17 protein-coding genes and 2 pseudogenes are annotated in these 19576 nt (G+C 40.2%); 13 read left to right on the top strand and 6 right to left on the bottom strand.

What is annotated here, in order from left to right:
• Window positions 1-55: 55 nt before the first annotated feature.
• The 3 genes from KBP50_RS20585 to KBP50_RS20575 all read left to right on the top strand — a co-directional run bounded on the left by KBP50_RS20585 (window position 56) and on the right by KBP50_RS20575 (window position 1542).
• Window positions 56-427, top strand: a complete 372-nt coding sequence (locus KBP50_RS20585; RefSeq protein WP_232231369.1) for a CidA/LrgA family protein — start codon at window positions 56-58, stop codon at window positions 425-427.
• On the top strand, window positions 420-1109 hold the full coding sequence (locus KBP50_RS20580) for an LrgB family protein (RefSeq protein WP_050350827.1): 690 nt from the start codon (window positions 420-422) through the stop codon (window positions 1107-1109). The genes KBP50_RS20585 and KBP50_RS20580 overlap by 8 nt, the downstream gene beginning before the upstream one ends.
• Window positions 1110-1287: 178 nt before the next feature.
• Window positions 1288-1542, top strand: coding sequence for a hypothetical protein (locus KBP50_RS20575; protein WP_210967608.1), 255 nt, complete (start codon window positions 1288-1290; stop codon window positions 1540-1542).
• A gap of 355 nt (window positions 1543-1897) precedes the next feature.
• Here KBP50_RS20575 and KBP50_RS20570 read toward each other — a convergent pair whose 3' ends face one another.
• Window positions 1898-2959, bottom strand: coding sequence for an NAD(P)/FAD-dependent oxidoreductase (locus KBP50_RS20570; RefSeq protein ID WP_050351162.1), 1062 nt, complete (start codon window positions 2957-2959; stop codon window positions 1898-1900).
• Between the two features lie 271 nt (window positions 2960-3230).
• Here KBP50_RS20570 and KBP50_RS20565 point away from each other — a divergent pair, with 271 nt between their 5' ends.
• The 6 genes and pseudogenes from KBP50_RS20565 to KBP50_RS20540 all read left to right on the top strand — a co-directional run bounded on the left by KBP50_RS20565 (window position 3231) and on the right by KBP50_RS20540 (window position 9333).
• Complete coding sequence (locus KBP50_RS20565) at window positions 3231-3707, top strand: PaaI family thioesterase (RefSeq protein ID WP_050350829.1); 477 nt, start codon at window positions 3231-3233, stop codon at window positions 3705-3707.
• 117 nt (window positions 3708-3824) lie between these two features.
• On the top strand, window positions 3825-4469 hold the full coding sequence (locus KBP50_RS20560) for a LytTR family DNA-binding domain-containing protein (RefSeq protein WP_050350830.1): 645 nt from the start codon (window positions 3825-3827) through the stop codon (window positions 4467-4469).
• Window positions 4470-4602: 133 nt separating this feature from the next.
• Complete coding sequence (locus KBP50_RS20555) at window positions 4603-6117, top strand: succinyl-CoA:acetate CoA-transferase ScpC (protein WP_050350831.1); 1515 nt, start codon at window positions 4603-4605, stop codon at window positions 6115-6117.
• A gap of 632 nt (window positions 6118-6749) precedes the next feature.
• A complete protein-coding gene (locus tag KBP50_RS20550) occupies window positions 6750-7298 on the top strand; it encodes a D-glycero-alpha-D-manno-heptose-1,7-bisphosphate 7-phosphatase (protein ID WP_050350832.1) in 549 nt (182 codons plus the stop codon).
• 156 nt (window positions 7299-7454) lie between these two features.
• Window positions 7455-9105 (top strand): annotated as a pseudogene (locus KBP50_RS20545) (FAD-binding dehydrogenase).
• Window positions 9106-9174: 69 nt separating this feature from the next.
• A complete protein-coding gene (locus tag KBP50_RS20540; RefSeq protein WP_156875306.1) occupies window positions 9175-9333 on the top strand; it encodes a hypothetical protein in 159 nt (52 codons plus the stop codon).
• Window positions 9334-9407: 74 nt separating this feature from the next.
• Here KBP50_RS20540 and htpX read toward each other — a convergent pair whose 3' ends face one another.
• Window positions 9408-10283 carry a protease HtpX gene (gene htpX, locus KBP50_RS20535; protein WP_050350833.1) on the bottom strand — a complete coding sequence of 292 codons (876 nt, stop codon included), beginning with the start codon at window positions 10281-10283 and terminating at the stop codon, window positions 9408-9410.
• A gap of 578 nt (window positions 10284-10861) precedes the next feature.
• Between htpX and wrbA the strand changes: the two genes are divergently transcribed.
• Window positions 10862-11464 carry an NAD(P)H:quinone oxidoreductase gene (gene wrbA, locus KBP50_RS20530; RefSeq protein WP_050350834.1) on the top strand — a complete coding sequence of 201 codons (603 nt, stop codon included), beginning with the start codon at window positions 10862-10864 and terminating at the stop codon, window positions 11462-11464.
• Window positions 11465-12165: 701 nt separating this feature from the next.
• Here the strand turns inward: wrbA and KBP50_RS20525 are convergent.
• Complete coding sequence (locus tag KBP50_RS20525) at window positions 12166-13197, bottom strand: LLM class flavin-dependent oxidoreductase (RefSeq protein ID WP_050350835.1); 1032 nt, start codon at window positions 13195-13197, stop codon at window positions 12166-12168.
• A 99-nt stretch (window positions 13198-13296) separates the two neighbouring features.
• On the opposite strand from KBP50_RS20525, the pseudogene KBP50_RS20520 reads away from it, so the two are divergent.
• Both KBP50_RS20520 and rlmN read left to right on the top strand, forming a co-directional pair.
• Window positions 13297-14079, top strand: a pseudogene (locus tag KBP50_RS20520) (FAD-dependent oxidoreductase); the annotation flags it as partial.
• Between the two features lie 487 nt (window positions 14080-14566).
• Window positions 14567-15634 (top strand): dual-specificity RNA methyltransferase RlmN, encoded by a 1068-nt coding sequence (gene rlmN, locus KBP50_RS20515; RefSeq protein ID WP_050350836.1) that lies wholly within the window; start codon window positions 14567-14569, stop codon window positions 15632-15634.
• Window positions 15635-15787: 153 nt separating this feature from the next.
• Here the strand turns inward: rlmN and KBP50_RS20510 are convergent, their stop codons facing one another.
• Both KBP50_RS20510 and KBP50_RS22585 read right to left on the bottom strand, forming a co-directional pair.
• A complete protein-coding gene (locus KBP50_RS20510) occupies window positions 15788-16177 on the bottom strand; it encodes a thiol-disulfide oxidoreductase DCC family protein (protein ID WP_050350837.1) in 390 nt (129 codons plus the stop codon).
• Between the two features lie 98 nt (window positions 16178-16275).
• Window positions 16276-16407 (bottom strand): hypothetical protein, encoded by a 132-nt coding sequence (locus KBP50_RS22585; protein ID WP_269082658.1) that lies wholly within the window; start codon window positions 16405-16407, stop codon window positions 16276-16278.
• 100 nt (window positions 16408-16507) lie between these two features.
• Here KBP50_RS22585 and KBP50_RS20505 point away from each other — a divergent pair, with 100 nt between their 5' ends.
• Window positions 16508-18553 (top strand): catalase, encoded by a 2046-nt coding sequence (locus KBP50_RS20505; protein WP_050350838.1) that lies wholly within the window; start codon window positions 16508-16510, stop codon window positions 18551-18553.
• 161 nt (window positions 18554-18714) lie between these two features.
• Here KBP50_RS20505 and fdhD read toward each other — a convergent pair whose 3' ends face one another.
• Window positions 18715-19521: a formate dehydrogenase accessory sulfurtransferase FdhD gene (gene fdhD / locus KBP50_RS20500; protein WP_050350839.1), complete on the bottom strand. Its 807-nt coding sequence runs from the start codon at window positions 19519-19521 to the stop codon at window positions 18715-18717.
• Window positions 19522-19576: the final 55 nt, after the last annotated feature.

Here is a 19576-nt window from a genome sequence, read left to right as displayed (position 1 = left end):
AAATAACTGCTATAATATAGAGTATTCGTTTGAAAATGGCAAGGAGGAAAGAAACGTGGAAAAGGCAGGAAAAATGATAGTGCATATCGGCTTATTGTATATCATTTTCCAATTTGGTAACTGGATACAACGCACTTTGAATTTATTTATCCCAGGAAGTGTTATTGGAATGATTGTGTTGTTTCTATTATTAAGTACAAAACTCGTTCGAGTATCTTGGATTGAAGAAGGGGCCAATTACATTGTTGCTAATTTAGCCTTCTTTTTTATTCCCGTAACAGTTGGAATTATAGAGTATTATGATTTGTTTTTAGGAAAAGGATCTTTATTAATTTTAATCGTGTTAGTGAGCACGATGTTGGTCATGGGTGGCTCCGGATTTTTCAGCCAATGGCTGATGCGTAGAAAGGAATGGAAGCATGAGTGAGTTTTTGATTGCCATTTTAGCTATTTTTGGTACATTTGCCATTTATCATATTGCATTATGGGTTCATCGAACATGGAATTATTCGTTAACTGCTCCTGTATTAGTAGCTACCATCCTTATTATTGTGGTTTTAATTACTTTTCGTATCCCTTATGAGACATATATGGTTGGGGGGAAATGGATTAATGAACTGCTCGGACCAGCAGTAGTTGCACTTGCATACCCCTTATATAGATATAAAGATACATTAAAAAAAGTGGCTGCGCCGATAGTAGCAGGAACATTGCTCGGAGGGATTATTGGAATATCTACAGGCCTATTGCTTGCTCAGTGGGCAGGATTTGAATCAACTATTGTTTACTCTTTAACGCCAAAATCGGTAACAACGCCTGTTGCTATGGCGGTAACAGAAACGATCGGCGGGGTTATGCCGCTAGCTGCTATATTTGTCATGATTGCAGGTATTGGTGGTGTGCTCATGCACCATTATGTATTTCGGTTGTTTCAGGTAGATCACTATTTAGGAAGAGGTGTAGGCATGGGGAGTGCTTCTCATGCAATTGGGACGGCTACTTCTATGGAGGTGAATCAGCTGGAAGGTGCAGTCAGCACGATATCGATGGTCATGAGTGCATTGGTCGTATCAATTATCGCACCAAGCCTTGTACAACTGATGATGTAACAGGAGATGGCTTTATCTTCTCCAAATCTTTGAAAATGCGTTGGCTTGGAGTCTGAGATGTTTTATTCTATAACATAAGATGCTCGTAAAATCCCCATTTCCGGGAGATCGAGTAGATACCAATAAGTCTAAGTCAGGGATAACGGCACCTAAATTCCCGATTCGTTGGGCTTGTGAGATGTTGAACGCAAAAAAGGCATTGCAACAGGACAAGGAAAGCCTCGGAAGCGACGCCTCGCACGCAGAAAAAGCGTTCTTCTTTTTCAAGGACAAGGAAAGCCTCGAAAGCGACGCCTCGCACGCAGAAAAAGCGTTCTTCTTTTTCAAGGACAAGGAAAGCCTCGAAAGCGACACATCGCACGCAGAAAAAGCGTCTCTTCCTTTTCAACGGCGCTTGCGGTTTGAGCCTTTCTACTTTATCAGTGGAGGATGAAATTTCACTTTATCAACGGGGAGGCGTTTCTCCCCGTAACATTTAGTCTAGGCTAACTTGAAGCCCGATATTGTTTGGAATAAAATATCATCCTTATCCCGCATATATCCCACATAAAATTGCCAGTGAGTCCTCGCCCCCCTATCCTACGAGGTGAATCCAGGAGGATAGACCTAGCTCAAACTGCCTGTTCTTCTAATAGCTAGTAGGAGATAAAAGAAATCCCACGGATTGAAGCTTCACTTTTTATTACATTTTCCTTCAAAAGACTACCTATATTTGCCAAAAATGTTCCTTTTTTCTCTAGTCAAGGGGTAGTGTTCTTTAAAGACGTGAACAGAGCTATGTTACTGTTTTAATGACGTTTATTTAACCAAAGGACGCCTGATTTTGCAATCCGTGGTAATAAACCAGTCAATGGCTTCTGCATCATATTGCCAAATCCGTCTGATTTTCCAAGCGAGCCTAATGTCCCTTTTAGTTTAATTTCCTTTGGTTTCTTTGGTTGTTTGCCTTGCAGTACTGCTAATAATACTTCAGCGACTCGTTCACCTTGCTGACCCGCAAGCTGGCCGCTTGGGGAATATTCCGAAGAAGCGCAGTCACCAACTACATAAATATTCGTGTTTTCTGGTACTTGAAAATATTCATTTACAATGATTTTTTCTTGCTCATCTTTGTCAAAAGGGAGCTCCCTAACTAAATAATTTGGTCTAACGCCAGCCGTCCAAATGGTAACATCGTTCACATAACAGACACCATTATTACAGACGCCATCTTTTTCTACATATTCGACATTTGCATGATGCAATACATCGACATCATTCGCTACGAACCACTCGGATACATATTGCTGAATCTTTGGGTCAAATGCTTTTAACACCGTTGCACCACGATCAAGTAAGCGAATATTAAGGTCCGGTCTACTCTCTCTAATCTCTGAAGCTACTTCAATACCACTCAACCCGGCGCCAACGATAGAAACCTTTCCATATGCCTTTAAATCACAAACAGCAAGTCCTGTTTTTCTTGCATTGGAGAACGTCTGTACACTATGGGTAAATTCTTGTGCTCCTTCAATGCCATGATAATTATCCTCACATCCTAAGCCGATAACGAGGTAATCATAAGCTATGATTTCACTCATATTGGAAAAAGAGATCGCTGCATTGGATGTATCAATTTTCGCAATTTCTCCAAAAACATAACGAACTCGTTGATCGTCTGGAAAATGGAGGCGAACATCCTTATCTGCAGACGTACCAGCAGCAATCGTATAAAACTCTGTTTTTACGGAATGATATGGATTCCTGTCGACAAGGGTGATTTCAACATCCTCTGGTAGCTGATGGTCAAGTAATCCTAATAGCGCTTTCAGTCCGCCATATCCCCCACCTAATATGACTAATTTTTTCATGCCACAAAACCCCATCTCTAAAAATTCTTTTAATTTGTTCAAACGCTTATCATGAAAATATAACTCCAACTTACTATTTTAACGGAGTAAATTTATTTGAACAACCCCTTCTATGCTTATTCTAGCGAACATGATGAACGATGTCACCACTTGAATCCGGTTGGTTTTATGACAGAATATTAGTAATGTTGATACACTTTAATGAACAAATAACTAGGTACTGTTCACCCAACATAGCTATGTTATACTAGGCAAAAAGGGAGGAGATGTATTGGAAACAAAGGCAATTCAAGATATTTACCCTGAAGATTATGCTTGGTGCTATGGATGCGGCAGACGAAATGAAACGGGTCTTCATTTGAAAACAGTATGGGACGGGGAGAAAACGGTGACTACGTATACACCACGCGAAGAGCATATTGCAATCCCTGGGTTTGTGTATGGAGGGTTACTAGCTTCGTTAATAGATTGTCACGGTACTGGTTCTGCCTCGATGACTCTTCATAAGAAAAACGGGCATGTCATAGGCGATGGAGCTCAAGCGCCTCGATTTGTAACTGCTTCGCTAAAAGTGGATTTTATGAAACCGACTTCACATGGTGCAGAACTGAAAGCGATTGGGGTAGTGGAGGAGCTTCATCCTAAAAAGTTTAAGGTGATAACGGAAGTATATGCAGATGAGGTTTGTTGTGCTAAAGGAGAAGTTATTGCAGCTGTTATGCCAGATGCATTTAAACCGAATCGTTAAAAAAGCAGTGATGAAGCGACATGTCAGCTTATTAAACGGCTATAATTATATTAACCATAATGATCAGTGTTCACTTTATATAAACGAAATGAGGTATAAAGGAGTAACTATAAAACGATGCAAAGACTTACTACAAGTTCTTTATTGGACGTAATTGGAGAGCTATTTTCCGATGAAATTTCCATAGCTGTAACTTCGACGACAGAATATATTTACTATCGGCCAAGCCTGCGTGTTGATTTAAAGATTCGCCCGGGGGATCCAATCAAAGAAGGTACGTTAGCAAATAAAGCAATCGTGACGGAACAAAAGGTGTCTGAATTTATCGATCGTCAAGTGTATGGTATTCCTTATCATGGAATGGCTGTACCATTTCATTATCAAAATAAATTAGAAGGTTGTGTTATGGCTATTTATCCTGCTTTAACAGAAGGAAAATCAGTCATTACGGTAAAGACATCAGACGGGTGGAAACCACTCTCATTTAGTGATGTGCTCTATTTAGAAGTAAAGGACAGAAAAACATGGGTGGTTACGAAAGAATTCACGGGTATACATCGAAAAGCGCTCCAGGAATTTGAATATATGTTACCGAGAGAGTATTTTATCCGCTGTCACCGTTCATTTATCGTAAACGTAAATCATATTACACATATTTATCCAGATACCCATTCCACTTTTTTATTAGCTATGGATAACGGGGATCAACTTCCAGTTAGTCAATCATATTCCAGCTATTTTCGTAAATTACTAGGGTTTTAAAACTAGCTGTTTTAAACGATAAATTTACTGTTTCAAACCGATTCTATCTATCTCTGTCATAGAACCGCAAAAAAGAAAGCGCTTCATATAAAATAGATTGTAAATTCTTAATAAAATGGAAAGGGGTCTAGGGATGGGGAAACAACTAGATAGAATCGGTGATGCACGTTTACATGATCGAATAGTGAGTGCAGAAACGGCAGCAGCTTGGATTCAAGATGGCATGACGCTAGGCTTAAGCGGCTTTACCCGGGCAGGGGATGTAAAAGCTGTGCCAACAGCGCTTATTCGACGAGCCAAATCTGGTGAAAAGTTGAAGGTCAATGTGTTTACAGGTGCTTCTTTAGGCTCTGATATTGACAAAATGATGGCAGAGGCAGGTATGATTCATAAACGCTTACCATTTCAAGCAGATCCAACAATGCGAAAGAAAATAAATGCTGGGGAACATTTATTTGTGGATCATCATCTTTCACACACAGCAGAAATGGTGCGAGCGAATGTATTAGAACCGGTAGATTATGCAATATTGGAAGCGATTTCGGTAACGGATGACGGGCAGGTCATTCCGACAACATCGATTGGAAATTCGCTTGTATTTGCTGAACATGCTAAGGCAATTATTATTGAAATTAATACCGCACAATCAACAGCACTAAAAGGAGTGCATGATTTATACAGTCCGAATTCGCAAGGGGAGCGAGAGCCAATTCCGCTTAAAGAAGTCGAGGATCGGATTGGCACAATAGGTATTCCAATTGATATAGATAAGGTTAAAGGAATTGTGTTTACGAATCAGCCGGACTCTCCTTCTACGATTGTGCAGCCAGATCAGGAAACAGAGATTATGGCTGGACACTTATTGGATTTTTTACGACAAGAAATTGACCAAGGGCGCTTAACTGAAAAGTTGGCACCCTTACAATCTGGAATTGGATCGGTGGCAAATGCAGTACTTCATGGCATGATTCATTCGGAATTTAAGGATTTGGAAGTATATTCGGAAGTCCTACAGGATGCTGTGTTCGATCTAATCGATGCAGATAAAGTAAGCGTAGCCTCATGCTGTTCGATTACACTGTCGAATGGGAAAATGCAGGAGGTATTTAGCAACTTTGATAAATATCGTGACAAAATTATTATGCGTCCGCAAGAAATTTCCAATCATCCGGAAATTATTCGTCGTTTAGGAATTATCGCAATTAATACTGCATTGGAAGCAGATATATATGGCAATGTAAATTCGACGCACGTATCTGGAACAAAGATGATGAACGGCATTGGCGGTTCTGGGGACTTCGCCCGAAATGCTAGGTTAGCCATTTTTGTAACCAAATCAATTGCAAAGCAAGGAGATATTTCCAGTATTGTTCCATTTGTATCTCATGTAGATCATACCGAGCATGATGTAGATGTACTTGTTACTGAACAAGGTTATGCAGATTTAAGAGGGTTGGCACCAAGAGAGCGTGTGCCGTTAATTATAGAAAATTGTGCTCACCCAATGTATCGGGAGCAATTATGGGATTATTACAGAGAAGCGTTAAAAGGTGGCGGGCAGACACCTCATAATTTGGAAAAAGCATTTAGCTGGCATATGAATTATGCGAAAAATGGTACGATGCGTGAACTTGTAGGACAAAGATAACGGCTGATTAGATGCATGAAAACAAAGGGGTTAGACATAATATATATAAGCTTCATTTCTATATAGAGATGAAGCTTTTTTGTTGTATAGGAAACAATAAAATTAGGTGCTTGTGGATAACGAAATAACCGACTAGTCACGTCCGGCTCCATCACCCAGCAACGATGCGACTTTAGAAATGCGCCCTACGATAAGGCCTCATCGGTTCGTCACAAAGAGGAAGGCCAACTAAAAACGGGCTTGCCGCCCAGACGTCGGCATACCCCAGTTTTAGTGGCATGATTCCTTTATCTTTAGTTGATTCGTTCCATCCACTACGTTGCTAAACGGGCGCCCCGCGCCTTTGTTGTATCTAAAAAATGAGCCTGATCATTTCTTTATCATGCATTAAGGTGCTGTAAGGATTCCCACTTCAAGAACTGGAGAACCATACAACAAGTCTAAGTGGGAGATAACAGTACCTTAATGCCCTTTTTGTAAAAGGTCTTTAGGTCATACCATTACGGTACTAACAGGTAATGAGGACTCCAAGAATATTCCCACTAACTGAAGTTTCACTTTAGTGTAGATCATTTTGAGCCCGGGGTGGGTCCAGGTAATGTTGAAGAAGTATTTTTTATCGAGGTGAGAAAATGCAATCATCAGGGGTTTTCCTTGATCGTGATGGTGTTATTAATGAAGTATTATCAGAACGTGTTAAGTTTGTTAATCAGCCAGAAGATTTTTACTTGTTACCCGGTGTAGGTGAGGCGATAAAGCAATTTAACAAACTAGGATACTTCGTGTTTGTCGTTACGAATCAAGGCGGAGTTGGGCTTGGTTACATGACAGAAGGTGAATTAGCGAAAGTTCATCAAAAAATGGCAGAAGAATTAGCGCTTTATGGTGCAGTAGTTGATGCAGTTGCTTATTGCCCGCATAAACCACATGCCGGATGTGCATGCAGAAAGCCAAATGCTGCTATGATAACTCGCTTAGCTAAAAAGTACAATATTGATTTAACGACGAGCTATATGGTAGGTGATCGCCATGAGGATATGGAAGCAGGAAAAAATGCTGGTACAGCAACAATATTAGTAGGGGAAAGAGAGAAGAATCTCCGCTATGCGGATATGGTGTTTCCTGATTTATCATATGTGGCTACCTATCTAACAGGTGTTCAGGCAATGAAGAAACAATAATAAAACTTTGTTAGACAGAACAGGATGCTTTTTTACTACATCGTAACTAAAAATTGAATTTGCAAAATTGCGAATAAATCAGGGTTTTATCTTTCCGTGTATCGAATTTTTTATCCATGAGTGGATTTCTAGAAGCTTAGAAGCTGGGGGATCATGGTGGATGCAGATATTATTGTTGTCGGCGCAGGATTAGCGGGTATTGTTACTGCAACGGAAGCAGCAAATGGTAACAGAACGTGTTTTATTATTGGACCAAGAACCAGAGCAATCTTTTGGAGGGCAAGCTTGGTGGTCATTTGGCGGTTTATTTTTAGTGGACTCGCCAGAACAGCGTCGCATGGGGATTACCGATTCTAGTGCATTGGCATGGCAGGATTGGCTTGGTACAGCAGGATTTGATCGCAAGGAAGACAATTGGGGAAAGAAATGGGCAGAAGCTTATGTGGAGTTTGCGTCTGGTGAAAAACGGGCATGGCTTCATGAAATGGGAGTGCGCTTTTTTCCTGTTGTCGGCTGGGCAGAAAGAGGTGGACAACTGGCTGACGGCCACGGTAATTCTGTGCCACGATTCCACATCGTTTGGGGGACAGGACCAGGTATTGTAAAGCCATTTGTTGACAGGGTGCAAACACATATAGATAACGGTTTGATTCAGTATTTACCGAGGCACCGTGTGGATGAGCTGGTAACAAATGATGGTGTGGTATCAGGCGTGAAAGATTCTATTCTTGAAGCAAGTTATGTTGCAAGAGGAGAAGTGAGTTCAAGGAAAGTCATTGACCAATTTGATTATCAAGCTGAGGCAGTTGTCGTAGCGATCGGGGGAATAGGAGGGAACTTGGACTTGGTTTGTAAGCATTGGCCTAAACGCCTAGGTCCGCCTCCAAAACAAATGCTTTCTGGTGTTCCAGCACATGTAGATGAACGCATGCTTGCTATTTCAGAGAATGCAGGAGCAAGAGTCGTTAATCGTGATCGCATGTAGCATTATACAGAAGGAATTAAGAATTGGAAAGCCATTTGGCCGCAACATGGTATCCGTATATTGCCGGGCCCGTCGTCCATATGGTTAGATGCGGAAGGAAATCGATTAGCGGCACCTAATTTCCCCGGGTTTGATACGGTAAGTACGCTAGAAGCAATTCAAAACACAGGTTATAGCTATTCATGGTTTATCTTAAATCAAAAAATTATAGAACGAGAATTTGCTTTATCCGGATCAGAACAAAACCCAGATTTAACAGGAAAAAGTTTGAAAAAAGTATTAAAGCGATCTTTACCGGGAGCGCCTAAACCAATTCAAGCGTTTATGGATAAAGGTGAAGACTTTATTATTGCGTCTAATTTAGATAACTTAGTGATCGGCATGAATCGATTAACGAAAGAAAAACGGTTACACGTGTCACATATTGAAAAACAAATTCGTGCTAGGGATAGGGAGATGGACAATCGATTTACAAAGGATGCCCAAGTAACCGCTATTCGAGGCGCTCGTTATTATACAGGTGATCGGTTGATTCGTGTTGCGGCTCCTCATCAGTTATTAGATTCAAAAAATGGACCGCCCGTTGCTGTTCGGCTTCACATACTTAGCAGGAAAACATTAGGAGGCTTGCAAACCGATTTATTAGGACGTGTTCTTGATAACGACAATAAACCGATTACAGGGTTATATGCAGTAGGGGAAGCAGCGGGGTTTGGTGGTGGCGGCATTCATGGCTACCGATCATTGGAAGGAACCTTCGTTGGAGGCTGTTTATTTACTGGCAGGCAAACGGGAAGAGCGCTAGTTACAGAATTCCGCTAACAACGAATGGTTTTCCCGAAATGAATCTGCTTCTTTATGTAAAGCTAATAAATTTTAGGTTGTGAACAAATGTCAGATAACCTTGATACAGGATTAGCGGAAACCATTATAAATAAGGCAAACCCGATTCCGTGGTGGTCGGGTTTGCCTCAATATTTCTGTTTTGAAATGTTAACTTCTGATCGATTTAGATCACCATATGCTAGCTTAAGTCGCAGACAGCTTTAACCAATAGCATTCTGAAAGTTTATTCAATCTCCTTATAAAAATTTTGTTCTGTCAGTGCAGACCAAATACAGTTTTTACGATAAGCGGTGAATTCGCTCATCTAAGCTTGGGTGTGTCGAAAAGATAGACGCTTTTTTATTGCCGTTAATTTTTAACGTAGCAATTGATTTTTCTTCCTCACGTACACGACTAGAATACATTTTTAGAGCTTCCAATGCATGTCGCATTTTGTCTTTACCTGCTAAGTCAGCTCCTCCTCTGTCAGCATGAAACTCCCGATGTCTTGAATAAGCAAATACAATGAGACTACCAAGAACAGAAAAGATAATCTGGAAGAATAAAATCGCAAGAAAATGGACAATAGGTGCCAACTCTTCTTTTACAAAGCGCGTCACGATAAAAGCTGCGATTCGAGCAAGGAAGACAACAAATGTGTTTACAACTCCTTGTAACAGCGTCATCGTCACCATATCGCCATTAGCAATGTGCGCAACTTCATGGGCAATAACTCCTTCCATAGCATCACCATCCATTTCGTGCAACAGACCGCTCGATACTGCAATAAGTGATCGTTTTTTACTAGGACCTGTAGCAAAGGCGTTTACTTCCTTTGCATCATAGATACCTACTTCAGGCATATGCATTAAACCTGCAGAACGAGAAAGACGGTGCACGGTGTCGACAATTTCTCGTTCTTGCTGGCTTAGATTGTCATTCGGATCGAGCACGTGGACGCCCATCATTTTCTTAGCCATCCAACGAGATAGACCTAATGATAAAAACGAGCCAGTAAATCCAATGATGGCGCTAAAAATGAGTAGCGTTCCAAGCTGTAATTGACCATCTTCTCCAATATAATTCCATGTTCCTGGTATAAGCATAAAAATAATGCTGATCGTTACTAACACTAAAACGTTCGTCAATATAAAGTAGAAAATTCGTTTTCCCATCCACTATTCTCCCTTTTTATTTTTTTGCCATAATGAGACAAGATGTGATCATCTGTTGCTCATTCATATGCAATTATACTGCGTTTCATAACAGCTTCATATTCGTTATTTCATTATGTCATATGCTTGAGTAAAAATACATTGCTATTTAAAATGGAACTAATAATAATTTGGCGTGTTTGTTTATACATCTCCATTTAAAGCTCCTTACTTCATATTAAAATTGTTTTGTAAGAGCTAACAACAGGCCAAGTAAAAAATCCCTTTGGTTATTATTTGTAAGTTAATTATTTGACAATAGTATATTAATCTATTATTATTGTTACATAAAGTAACCTGGTTGTAAAATAACAGAGCTACTTTGTGAATAAATTGCAGCAAAATAGGGAAGTTTGGAACATAAATAAGGTGTTCACAAGGTTTGATGAAACCTTATTAGCTATATGATGATATATCGTATGTTTTGGGTGATTTATGTAATAAACTTATACATTGAAGAGCATCCTAAAACATATCTCATCTTACTTGGAACAAGAACTTCAGTTAAAGTCTGCAAGAAACATAAAGGAGATAACGCCATGGAAAAAGTAAAATTAGCAGTCATTTATTACAGTTCTACAGGGATTAATTATCAACTAGCAAACTGGGCAAAAGAAGCAGCAAGTGAAGCGGGTGCAGAGGTAAGACTTGTAAAAGTTCCTGAGCTTGCGCCTGAAGCAGCCATTGCGTCCAATCCAGCATGGCAAGCACATGTTGAGGAAACAAAGGATGTGCCAGAAGCTACTTCCGATGATATTGAATGGGCGGATGCCATCATTTTCTCAACACCAACTCGTTTCGGAAATGTTGCTGCACAAATGAAACAATTTATTGATATGCAAGGAGGGCTTTGGGCATCTGGTAAAACAGCCAATAAAGTCGTAAGTGCCATGTCGTCTGCCTCTAATTCCCATGGTGGACAAGAAGCTACTGTATTATCTCTATATACATCGATGATGCATTGGGGAGCAATCATCGTCCCTCCAGGCTATACGAATGAAGTTGCTTTTACATCAGGTGGTAACCCGTATGGTGTAAGTGTGACGCAAGGAAAAGATGGAAAAATGGTAGAAGATGTTGAAGAAGCTGTGAAGCATCAAGCAAGGCGTACGATTGAAGTTGCGAAGAAAATAAAAGCTTAAAAAACGAACTAGAAGTGAGAGCGAAGTAATTTAGAAACGGCATATTTTTGACTATAACAGGACTGATTGAGACATAAGTTATCGATCAGTCTTTTTTGCTAGAATAAGAAAGTATAAACTTAGGTGCTTATGGATAATGAAATAACCGAATAGCCACGTCCGGCTTCAGCGCCCAGCAACTAGGCGACTTTAGAAATGCGCCCTACGATAAGTCATCGCCGGTTCGTTACAAAGAGGAAGGCCGACTAAAAACGGGCTTGCCGCCCGACGTCGGCATACCCCTGGTTGCAGGGGCATGATTCCTAAATCTTTAGTTGATTCGTTCCATTCGCTACGTTGCTAAACGGGCGCTTGCGCCTTTGTTCCATTGATAAAATATAAATACCTGTTTTATTATAGATATCTTACAAGGCTTGCTAAGCTTTAGGTGAAAGATACATATAAGGATAATTTGAGCGTTGCGATATAATTAAAACGCGATCCATTTTAAAAATATCAAGCTGGCGGAAGTACAAAAAGAACGAGGCGGAAATAAAACAGCTATTACAAAAACAGAAGGATTAAGGAATCAATGTAAGTAAAAAACGGTCCATGCTTCATGCTGACCGTTTTATTATGAGTCTGTACAGGATATTCGGATATTCATAGTGCTGAAACCATTTAGCTATAACCGATCATTGCTTGTTGGGATTTACAACCATTTAAGAAGTTCCATCACTCGTCTCATCCATTAACTCGCTAATAATTTCAAAGGACCGCAAGCGATCTTCCAAATGAAAGATTTGCGAACTAATAATCATTTCATCGGCCTCTGTTTTCGTTAAGAAATGTTCCAGCCCTTGCTTGACCTTCTCTTTATTACCAATAATCGTCGTTGTTGGGTTAAGCGTTTGTTCAATTGCTTGTAATTCGAATGCGGAAAAATGGGCTTCGATATTTTCTATAGGTGGTTGTAATTTTGTCGGTTGTCCACGACGCAAATTCAAAAATTGCTGTTGTAAGGAGCTGGCGATATATTGTGCCTTTTCATCTGTATCTGCTGCAATGACGTTTAGACCTACCATTGCATGGGGTTTTGGCAGCTGTTCCGATGGTTTAAATTGCTCTCGGTACAATTGTAATGCTGGTATCGTATATGCTGGAGCAAAGTGACTGGCAAAAGAAAAAGGCAACCCTTTTTGTGCTGCTAATCTTGCGCTGAAATCACTTGAACCTAACAACCAAATAGGAATATCCAAACCTTGTCCGGGGACAGCTTTTACGCGAGATACTGGTTCCTTTGAAAAATAATCCTGCAATTCATTCACTTGCATTGGAAAATCTTCGACACGCATGTTTAACGTCCTGCGCAACGCATAAGCGGTTGCTTGATCCGTTCCCGGCGCACGTCCAAGACCTAGATCAATTCTGTCTGGATAAAGTGATTCTAATGTGCCAAACTGTTCTGCGATAACAAGTGTTGCGTGGTTAGGAAGCATAATTCCACCTGCACCGACGCGAATATGGCTTGTTTTTTCAGCAATATGTCCGATTAGTACAGAAGTTGCTGAACTTGCAATACCAGGCATATTATGATGCTCTGCTAACCAATAACGGTTGAATCCGAGCGCTTCTACATGTTTTGCTAATTGTACACTATGCTGAAAGGACTCACTTGGGTTACTACCTTCATTTACTGGGGCTAAATCTAACACCGATAATGGAATATGATGAAAGGTTTTCGCTATTGACATGTTACCATTCCCTTCATTCTTCTTAATAAGCAATGATAAGTGCTTTTTTCTTCATCGTCCAATTTTCCGCTCATAATATGGTCCTATAAGTGCATGTTCATCCTTTGTGGTGGCGCAACAGTTCACAGAAATATTCAAGTAGAGGGAAGTAACCTTAAAGGTATTCATCGGGCGATGGATTTTCTGCATGCCAATACGAAAAGCTTGCTAAATTCCAATTTACAGGATGGAAATTATATTTCTGCACGTGACAAAGATGTCATCGTTATTGGGGGTGGCGATACAGGGACGGATTGTTTGGCAACGGCAGTACGGCATAATTGCAGAAGCCTTACACAATTTGATATTTATGATAAAAAGGGTCTCGCACGTGATATCGAAACAAACCCTTGGCCCACAATATCCGAAAATCCACCGTATAGAATATGGACATAAGGAAGCAGCTAGTGTGTTTGGTAGTGACCCAAGAGCTTATGCGGTAATGACGAAGAAATTTGTCGGTGATTCCAAAGGTCATGTGAAGGAAGTTCATACGATTAAAGTGAAGCTTCGATTTGACAAAGCGGGAAATAAAATACGGGAGGAAATTCCTGGAACAGAAAGAGTTTGGCCAACAGATCTAGTCTTGATTGCGATTGGTTTTCGGGGCCCAGAGCAGGATCTGTTAGAGCAAATAGGTGTTGAAACCACAGAAAAATCAACGGTGGCAGCAGAATATAATGACTACCGGACAAATGTAGAAGTTGTTTTTGCAGCAGGAGACATGCGCCGTGGACAAAGCCTCATTGTTTGGGCTATTACGAGGGACGTGGAGCAGCAAAAGAATGCGATCGTTATCTGATGGGAGAAACAACGCTCCCTTCAAAGACCTTAAGAAGGTAGAATACCGCTTAATATGCTATCCAATATTAGTGATTTCTACCTTTGATGATAAAAAATAAGTACCGGGGGAGGGACTCCCCACCTTGCGTAAAATGAATAAGAACTTGCTTTATCAGAAATAAATTAATGATTACATGTGCTTTTACCCTCGTTTCAAGTCACAGATACGAAAAATCGTTAGAAGTAAACGCAGGGATTTGCAACAACTCCTTTCATGAAGTAAGATAATATGGTGAATCATCATTTTATAAAGTGAATCTTCAAACAGTGGTTTTTTCTTTCACCTCCCACTGCTTGTTAGTACCGTGAAGGGAGGACCTAAAGTCCTCTGAGCGAATCGGTCATTTAGGTGCTGTTATCTTCTACTTTGACTTGGTGTAATGGATTCTCCAACTCTCGAAGCCTGAGACTTACAGCACCTTCTATCGGGATAAACGGAATATGGATCACTCTGAAAACTAGATTATCTAGAAATGAGGGTAAATGCATGAGTAAATCATCCATTTATGGATTAACATACGAACAGTTGAAAGATTGGTTAATGGAGCATGGACAGCAACGCTTTCGCGTCGATCAGGTCTGGAATTGGTTATATAAGAAGCGAGTACATCAATTTTCCGATATGAAAAATGTTAATAAACAGACCATTGCGCTATTGGAAGAGCATTTTGTACTTGGAACATTAGCAGAAGAAGTGAAGCAGGAATCGAAAGATGGTACGATCAAATTTTTGTTTCGCCTAGCGGATGGTAATTTAATTGAAACAGTGCTGATGCGATTTAATTACGGTTTATCAGTTTGTGTTACGACCCAGGTTGGCTGTAATATCGGGTGTAGCTTTTGTGCGAGTGGATTGTTAAGTAAAAGCCGTGATTTAACAAGTGGTGAAATTGTTGAGCAGATTATGATGGTGCAAAAGCATCTTGATACACGCGGTGAGGAAGAAAGAGTGAGTCATATTGTCGTGATGGGAATTGGTGAGCCATTGGATAACTTTACCCATTTAATGAATTTCATCTACGTAGTAAATGATGATCGAGGATTAAATATTGGCGCAAGACATATTACCGTGTCTACAAGTGGACTAGCTCATAAAATTTATAAATTTGCCGATACAGGTGTACAAGTAAATTTAGCTATCTCCCTTCATGCACCAAACAATGAATTGCGACGGAGTATTATGAAGATCAATAAGGCGTTTCCAATCGAAAAGCTCATGAAGTCTGTTGATTACTATTTGGAAAAAACAAATCGTCGGATCACGTACGAATATATTATGCTAAAAGATGTGAATGATCATCAGGAAGAAGCTTTACAACTGGCAGAATTATTACGTAACCATCGTAAGTTAGCATATGTTAATTTGATTCCTTACAACCCCGTAGATGAGCATAGCCATTATCAACGCAGTGATTCAGAAACGATTCAAATGTTTTTTGAAACGTTGAAGGGACAAGGCATTCATTGTGGCGTACGCTGGGAAAACGGTGCGGACATTGATGCTGCCTGCGGACAATTAAGAAGCAAACAAATTAAAAAAGAAACGGCAAAATAAACGAAGGAGCCTAGGCGATGAGCTTAGGCTCCTCATTTCTGCTCTGCAAGCAACCCATTTTATTGTCTAATTCCTACGCGTACTCTCTACCTAAACTTCAGCCGTTTAGCTTGAAGGTGAACAAAAACTCCTCCATATTTGTCAGCTGCTTCATTATAAAAACCGCTTTCTAACATCTGGAGATGGGAGTTCACAGCTATCTTTTTTTCCAAACCAGCGGTAGCGATTATTAGCGATCCGGTCATAAAAGAAATCACGAATCGGTTTTGGAATCAAAATAAACGCATATAACAGCTTCCATGCTCCTGTCAATTCTTTACATATATGAAGTACAGCTGTTGATTTGCTGTAGTACTTATCGTTATCGATTAAAATTAAACTGCTCAAATCATTAATGATTTTATGCTCAAACACCAATTTTTGCCCTGTATCCCCTTGGAGCGATGCAAATAAAAATTGCTCTTGTTTATCGTGTTTCAAGATGAATTGTACACTCTGATCACAGAAGTGGCACACACCATCAAAAAGAATGATTTTGCTCATGTTACGTTGACCTCCTTCGTGTATCCAAATTAGATGAGGAAACGTTAAACGGTACTTTACTTTGGTTCTACTATAGGAAAGGATAAGATTTTTTTGGTTTATAGTATAAGAAAAACAAAGGCTTCCACCATAAGACTTGGCGACAAGCCAAGTTTTTCTAAATAAAAAGTCTGTAGTTTAACGATAACATTTATAAAACCCATATTGCCAGCTATATCTAACACGGACATTTTGATACCATCCTTCTTGTTTAACTTGTTTTTCTTTTGGGAACAGTCCCTCTACAGGAAGAACTTTGGATTTTTTCAATTAAATGAGGAGGATAGAGTGATGTCAAAACAGCGACAAGACGGTGCTAAACAAGAACAATTAGATGCTTATCGGGTTCATGACGAGGGAAGAAAGCTGACCACAAATCAAGGGCTAAAAGTTTCTGAGGATGAATTTTCATTAAAAGCCGGAGTACGTGGTCCAACGATCATGGAAGATTTTCATTTTCGCGAAAAAATGACCCATTTTGATCATGAGCGCATTCCAGAACGGGTTGTACATGCACGGGGCTATGCAGCTCATGGTGTTTTTGAAGTATATGAATCGATGGAACCATACACAAAAGCAGATTTTCTAAAAGAGAAAGGGAAAAAGACACCTGTATTTGTAAGGTTTTCAACTGTTGCTGGCTCAAAAGGCTCTGGAGAGCTGGCTCGTGATGTCAGAGGATTTGCTACGAAATTTTATACGCAGGAAGGAAATTACGATCTGGTCGGCAATAATATTCCGGTGTTTTTTATTCAAGATGCGATCAAGTTTCCAGATTTCATTCATGCTGTTAAACCCGAACCGCATAACGGTATCCCACAAGCCGCATCCGCACATGATACCTTCTGGGATTTTGTAGCCCATAATCAAGAGACAGCACATATGGTGATGTGGCAAATGTCAGATCGGGCGATTCCACGTAGCTTTCGTATGATGGAAGGCTTTGGCGTGCATACGTTTCGCTTTGTAAATGATAAGGGTGAGGCAACTTTCGTTAAATTTCATTGGAAGCCGACATTAGGAGTTCATTCTACGGTTTGGGATGAGGCACAAAAAATAAATGGTAAAAACCCGGATTTTCATCGTCAAGATTTGTATGAAGCCATTGAAAATGGGGATTTTCCAGAATTTGAACTAGGTGTACAATTAATTGCTGAAGAAGACGCGGATTCATTTGACTATGATATCCTCGATCCAACCAAACTTTGGCCGGAAGAAGAGGTTCCCGTTAAGAAAATCGGCAAAATGACCTTAAATCGGAATGTGGATAATGTATTTGCCGAAACGGAGCAGGTAGCATTCCATCCAGGACATGTTGTTCCTGGTATTGACTTTACCAATGACCCTTTATTACAAGGACGGTTATTTTCGTATACGGATACGCAATTAATTCGTTTAGGAGGACCAAACTTTCATGAACTACCGATTAACCGTCCAGTATGTCCATTTCATAATAACCAACGGGATGGCTACGGAAGACATACGATTAATGTCGGACAAGTTAGCTATCACAAAAATGGATTAGCTCATAACACGCCAGAACCGGCTTCTCCTGAGCAAGGCGGATATGAACATTACCAGGAGAAAGTCGACGGCAGAAAGATTCGCGCAAGAAGTGAAAGCTTCAATGACCATTTTTCTCAAGCAGTTTTATTTTGGAACAGCATGAGTGAAGCAGAGAAACAGCATATCATTGATGCATTCAGTTTTGAGTTAGGAAAAGTGAAGAATGAAGATGTGCAGCAACAAGTAGTAAATATGTTTGCAAACGTAAGCTTAGATATGGTACAGGAAATCGCAGAAAATATCGGCGTGACTGCCCCGAAGGAAGGGGGATCTCCTATAACCAAAACTTCTCCAGCTCTAAGTCAGGAAAACACTGTTAAAACAGCGGCAACGAGAAATGTAGCTGTTCTTTTAGATAAAGGCTTCCATACCAAAGAAGTGATTTCTGTGATAAATCGATTAGTAAAACAAGGAATTCGCCCAGTAGTAGTTGCGAATAAGCGTGGAGAGGTTGCTGGAGCAGATGGTCAGACAATAGAGGCCAGCGAGAGCTTCTTAACAGCTGATTCCGTTCTTTATGACGCTGTTTATGTTGCCGGAAGTAGACAAATGAGTGAGAAGTTTTCCCAACAGGCAACCCACTTTATTCATGAAGCATTTCACCATTTTAAGCCAATAGGTTCCTCTAATGACGGTGCCACTTTATTGGAAGATAGCGGTATTACCCATGCGAAAGGGGTTATTTTGGAGTCATCTGTCAACGATTTTGTGGATGCCTTTAGCGAGGCAATTGCAATCCATCGTTTTTGGGATAGAGAAGTTCATTTCTAAAGCGTAAAAAATCCACCGCGTGTGCTGTTCCATATTTTCGGACAGTTACCGGCGGTGGATTGTTTTTATGATGATATATTAAGTCTAGGGAGAGCTAGAGTAGCCTTCTTATTGGACGAGATTTTACTGCTTTAGCATGCATGTTGGTAGAGTTATTTTTTCTATCGCTTTTTGTCATATGTTATCTCCTCAACTCTATCATGATGTGTATAGACATTCATGGCTCCTTTTCTTACAAAGCCGATTACCGTAATGCCAAGATCTTCGGCTAGCTCTAAAGCAAGTTTGGTAGGAGCTGATTTGGATATAAGAATACTTATCCGCATTTTGGCGATTTTTAATAGTACTTCGGATGAGACCCGACCACTAAATACAATGACTTTATCCCTTACAGAAGTCTGGTTCATCAACATATGTCCATACAGCTTATCAAGTGCATTGTGACGACCTATATCGGTGCGAATAAGCTGCACATCGTTAACAGTAGCCAAAGCTGCGTTATGCACGCCACCTGTTTGGCGAAATTGGTTTGACGCTTGTTGTAATTGTGTCATAAGCTGTAAACATTGATTACAAGAGAGACTTAAGTTTGACATAATTGTTTTAGCGGTCTTCACATCATTTTTAAAGTAAAACTGGCGGCTTTTTCCACAGCACGAACCGATAAATCGTTTCGAATGATCCTCTTGGTACGTATCAGGCAATTTCTCGATCTCCAAGTAGGCAAACCCAGCTACTACATCCACAGTCAGTTGCTGGATGGCTTTATATTGGAAAATAACTCCCTCAGATGCAAGAAAGCCAACGATCAGTTCTTCCACATGTTCGGGGGAGCAGACCATTGTAGCGAATTCCTTACCATTGATTATAATGGTTATAGGGTATTCTTCCGCCACAGAGGATACTTCTTTTGTAGCGCCCCCGTCATGAAAACGGACAATCTCCCAATCTGCTAAATTATCAGACATGTAATCCTCCCTTTTGTGCGTGTTCAAAGCGAAGGAATTGTAGTGTATTTTTAAA

Origin of the sequence: Virgibacillus pantothenticus (assembly GCF_018075365.1) — a bacterium.
Classification (GTDB): Bacteria; Bacillota; Bacilli; order Bacillales; family Amphibacillaceae; genus Virgibacillus; species Virgibacillus pantothenticus.
The sequence above is the reverse complement of the archived record's forward strand: the minus strand, read 5'-3'. Positions and strand labels throughout refer to the sequence as shown.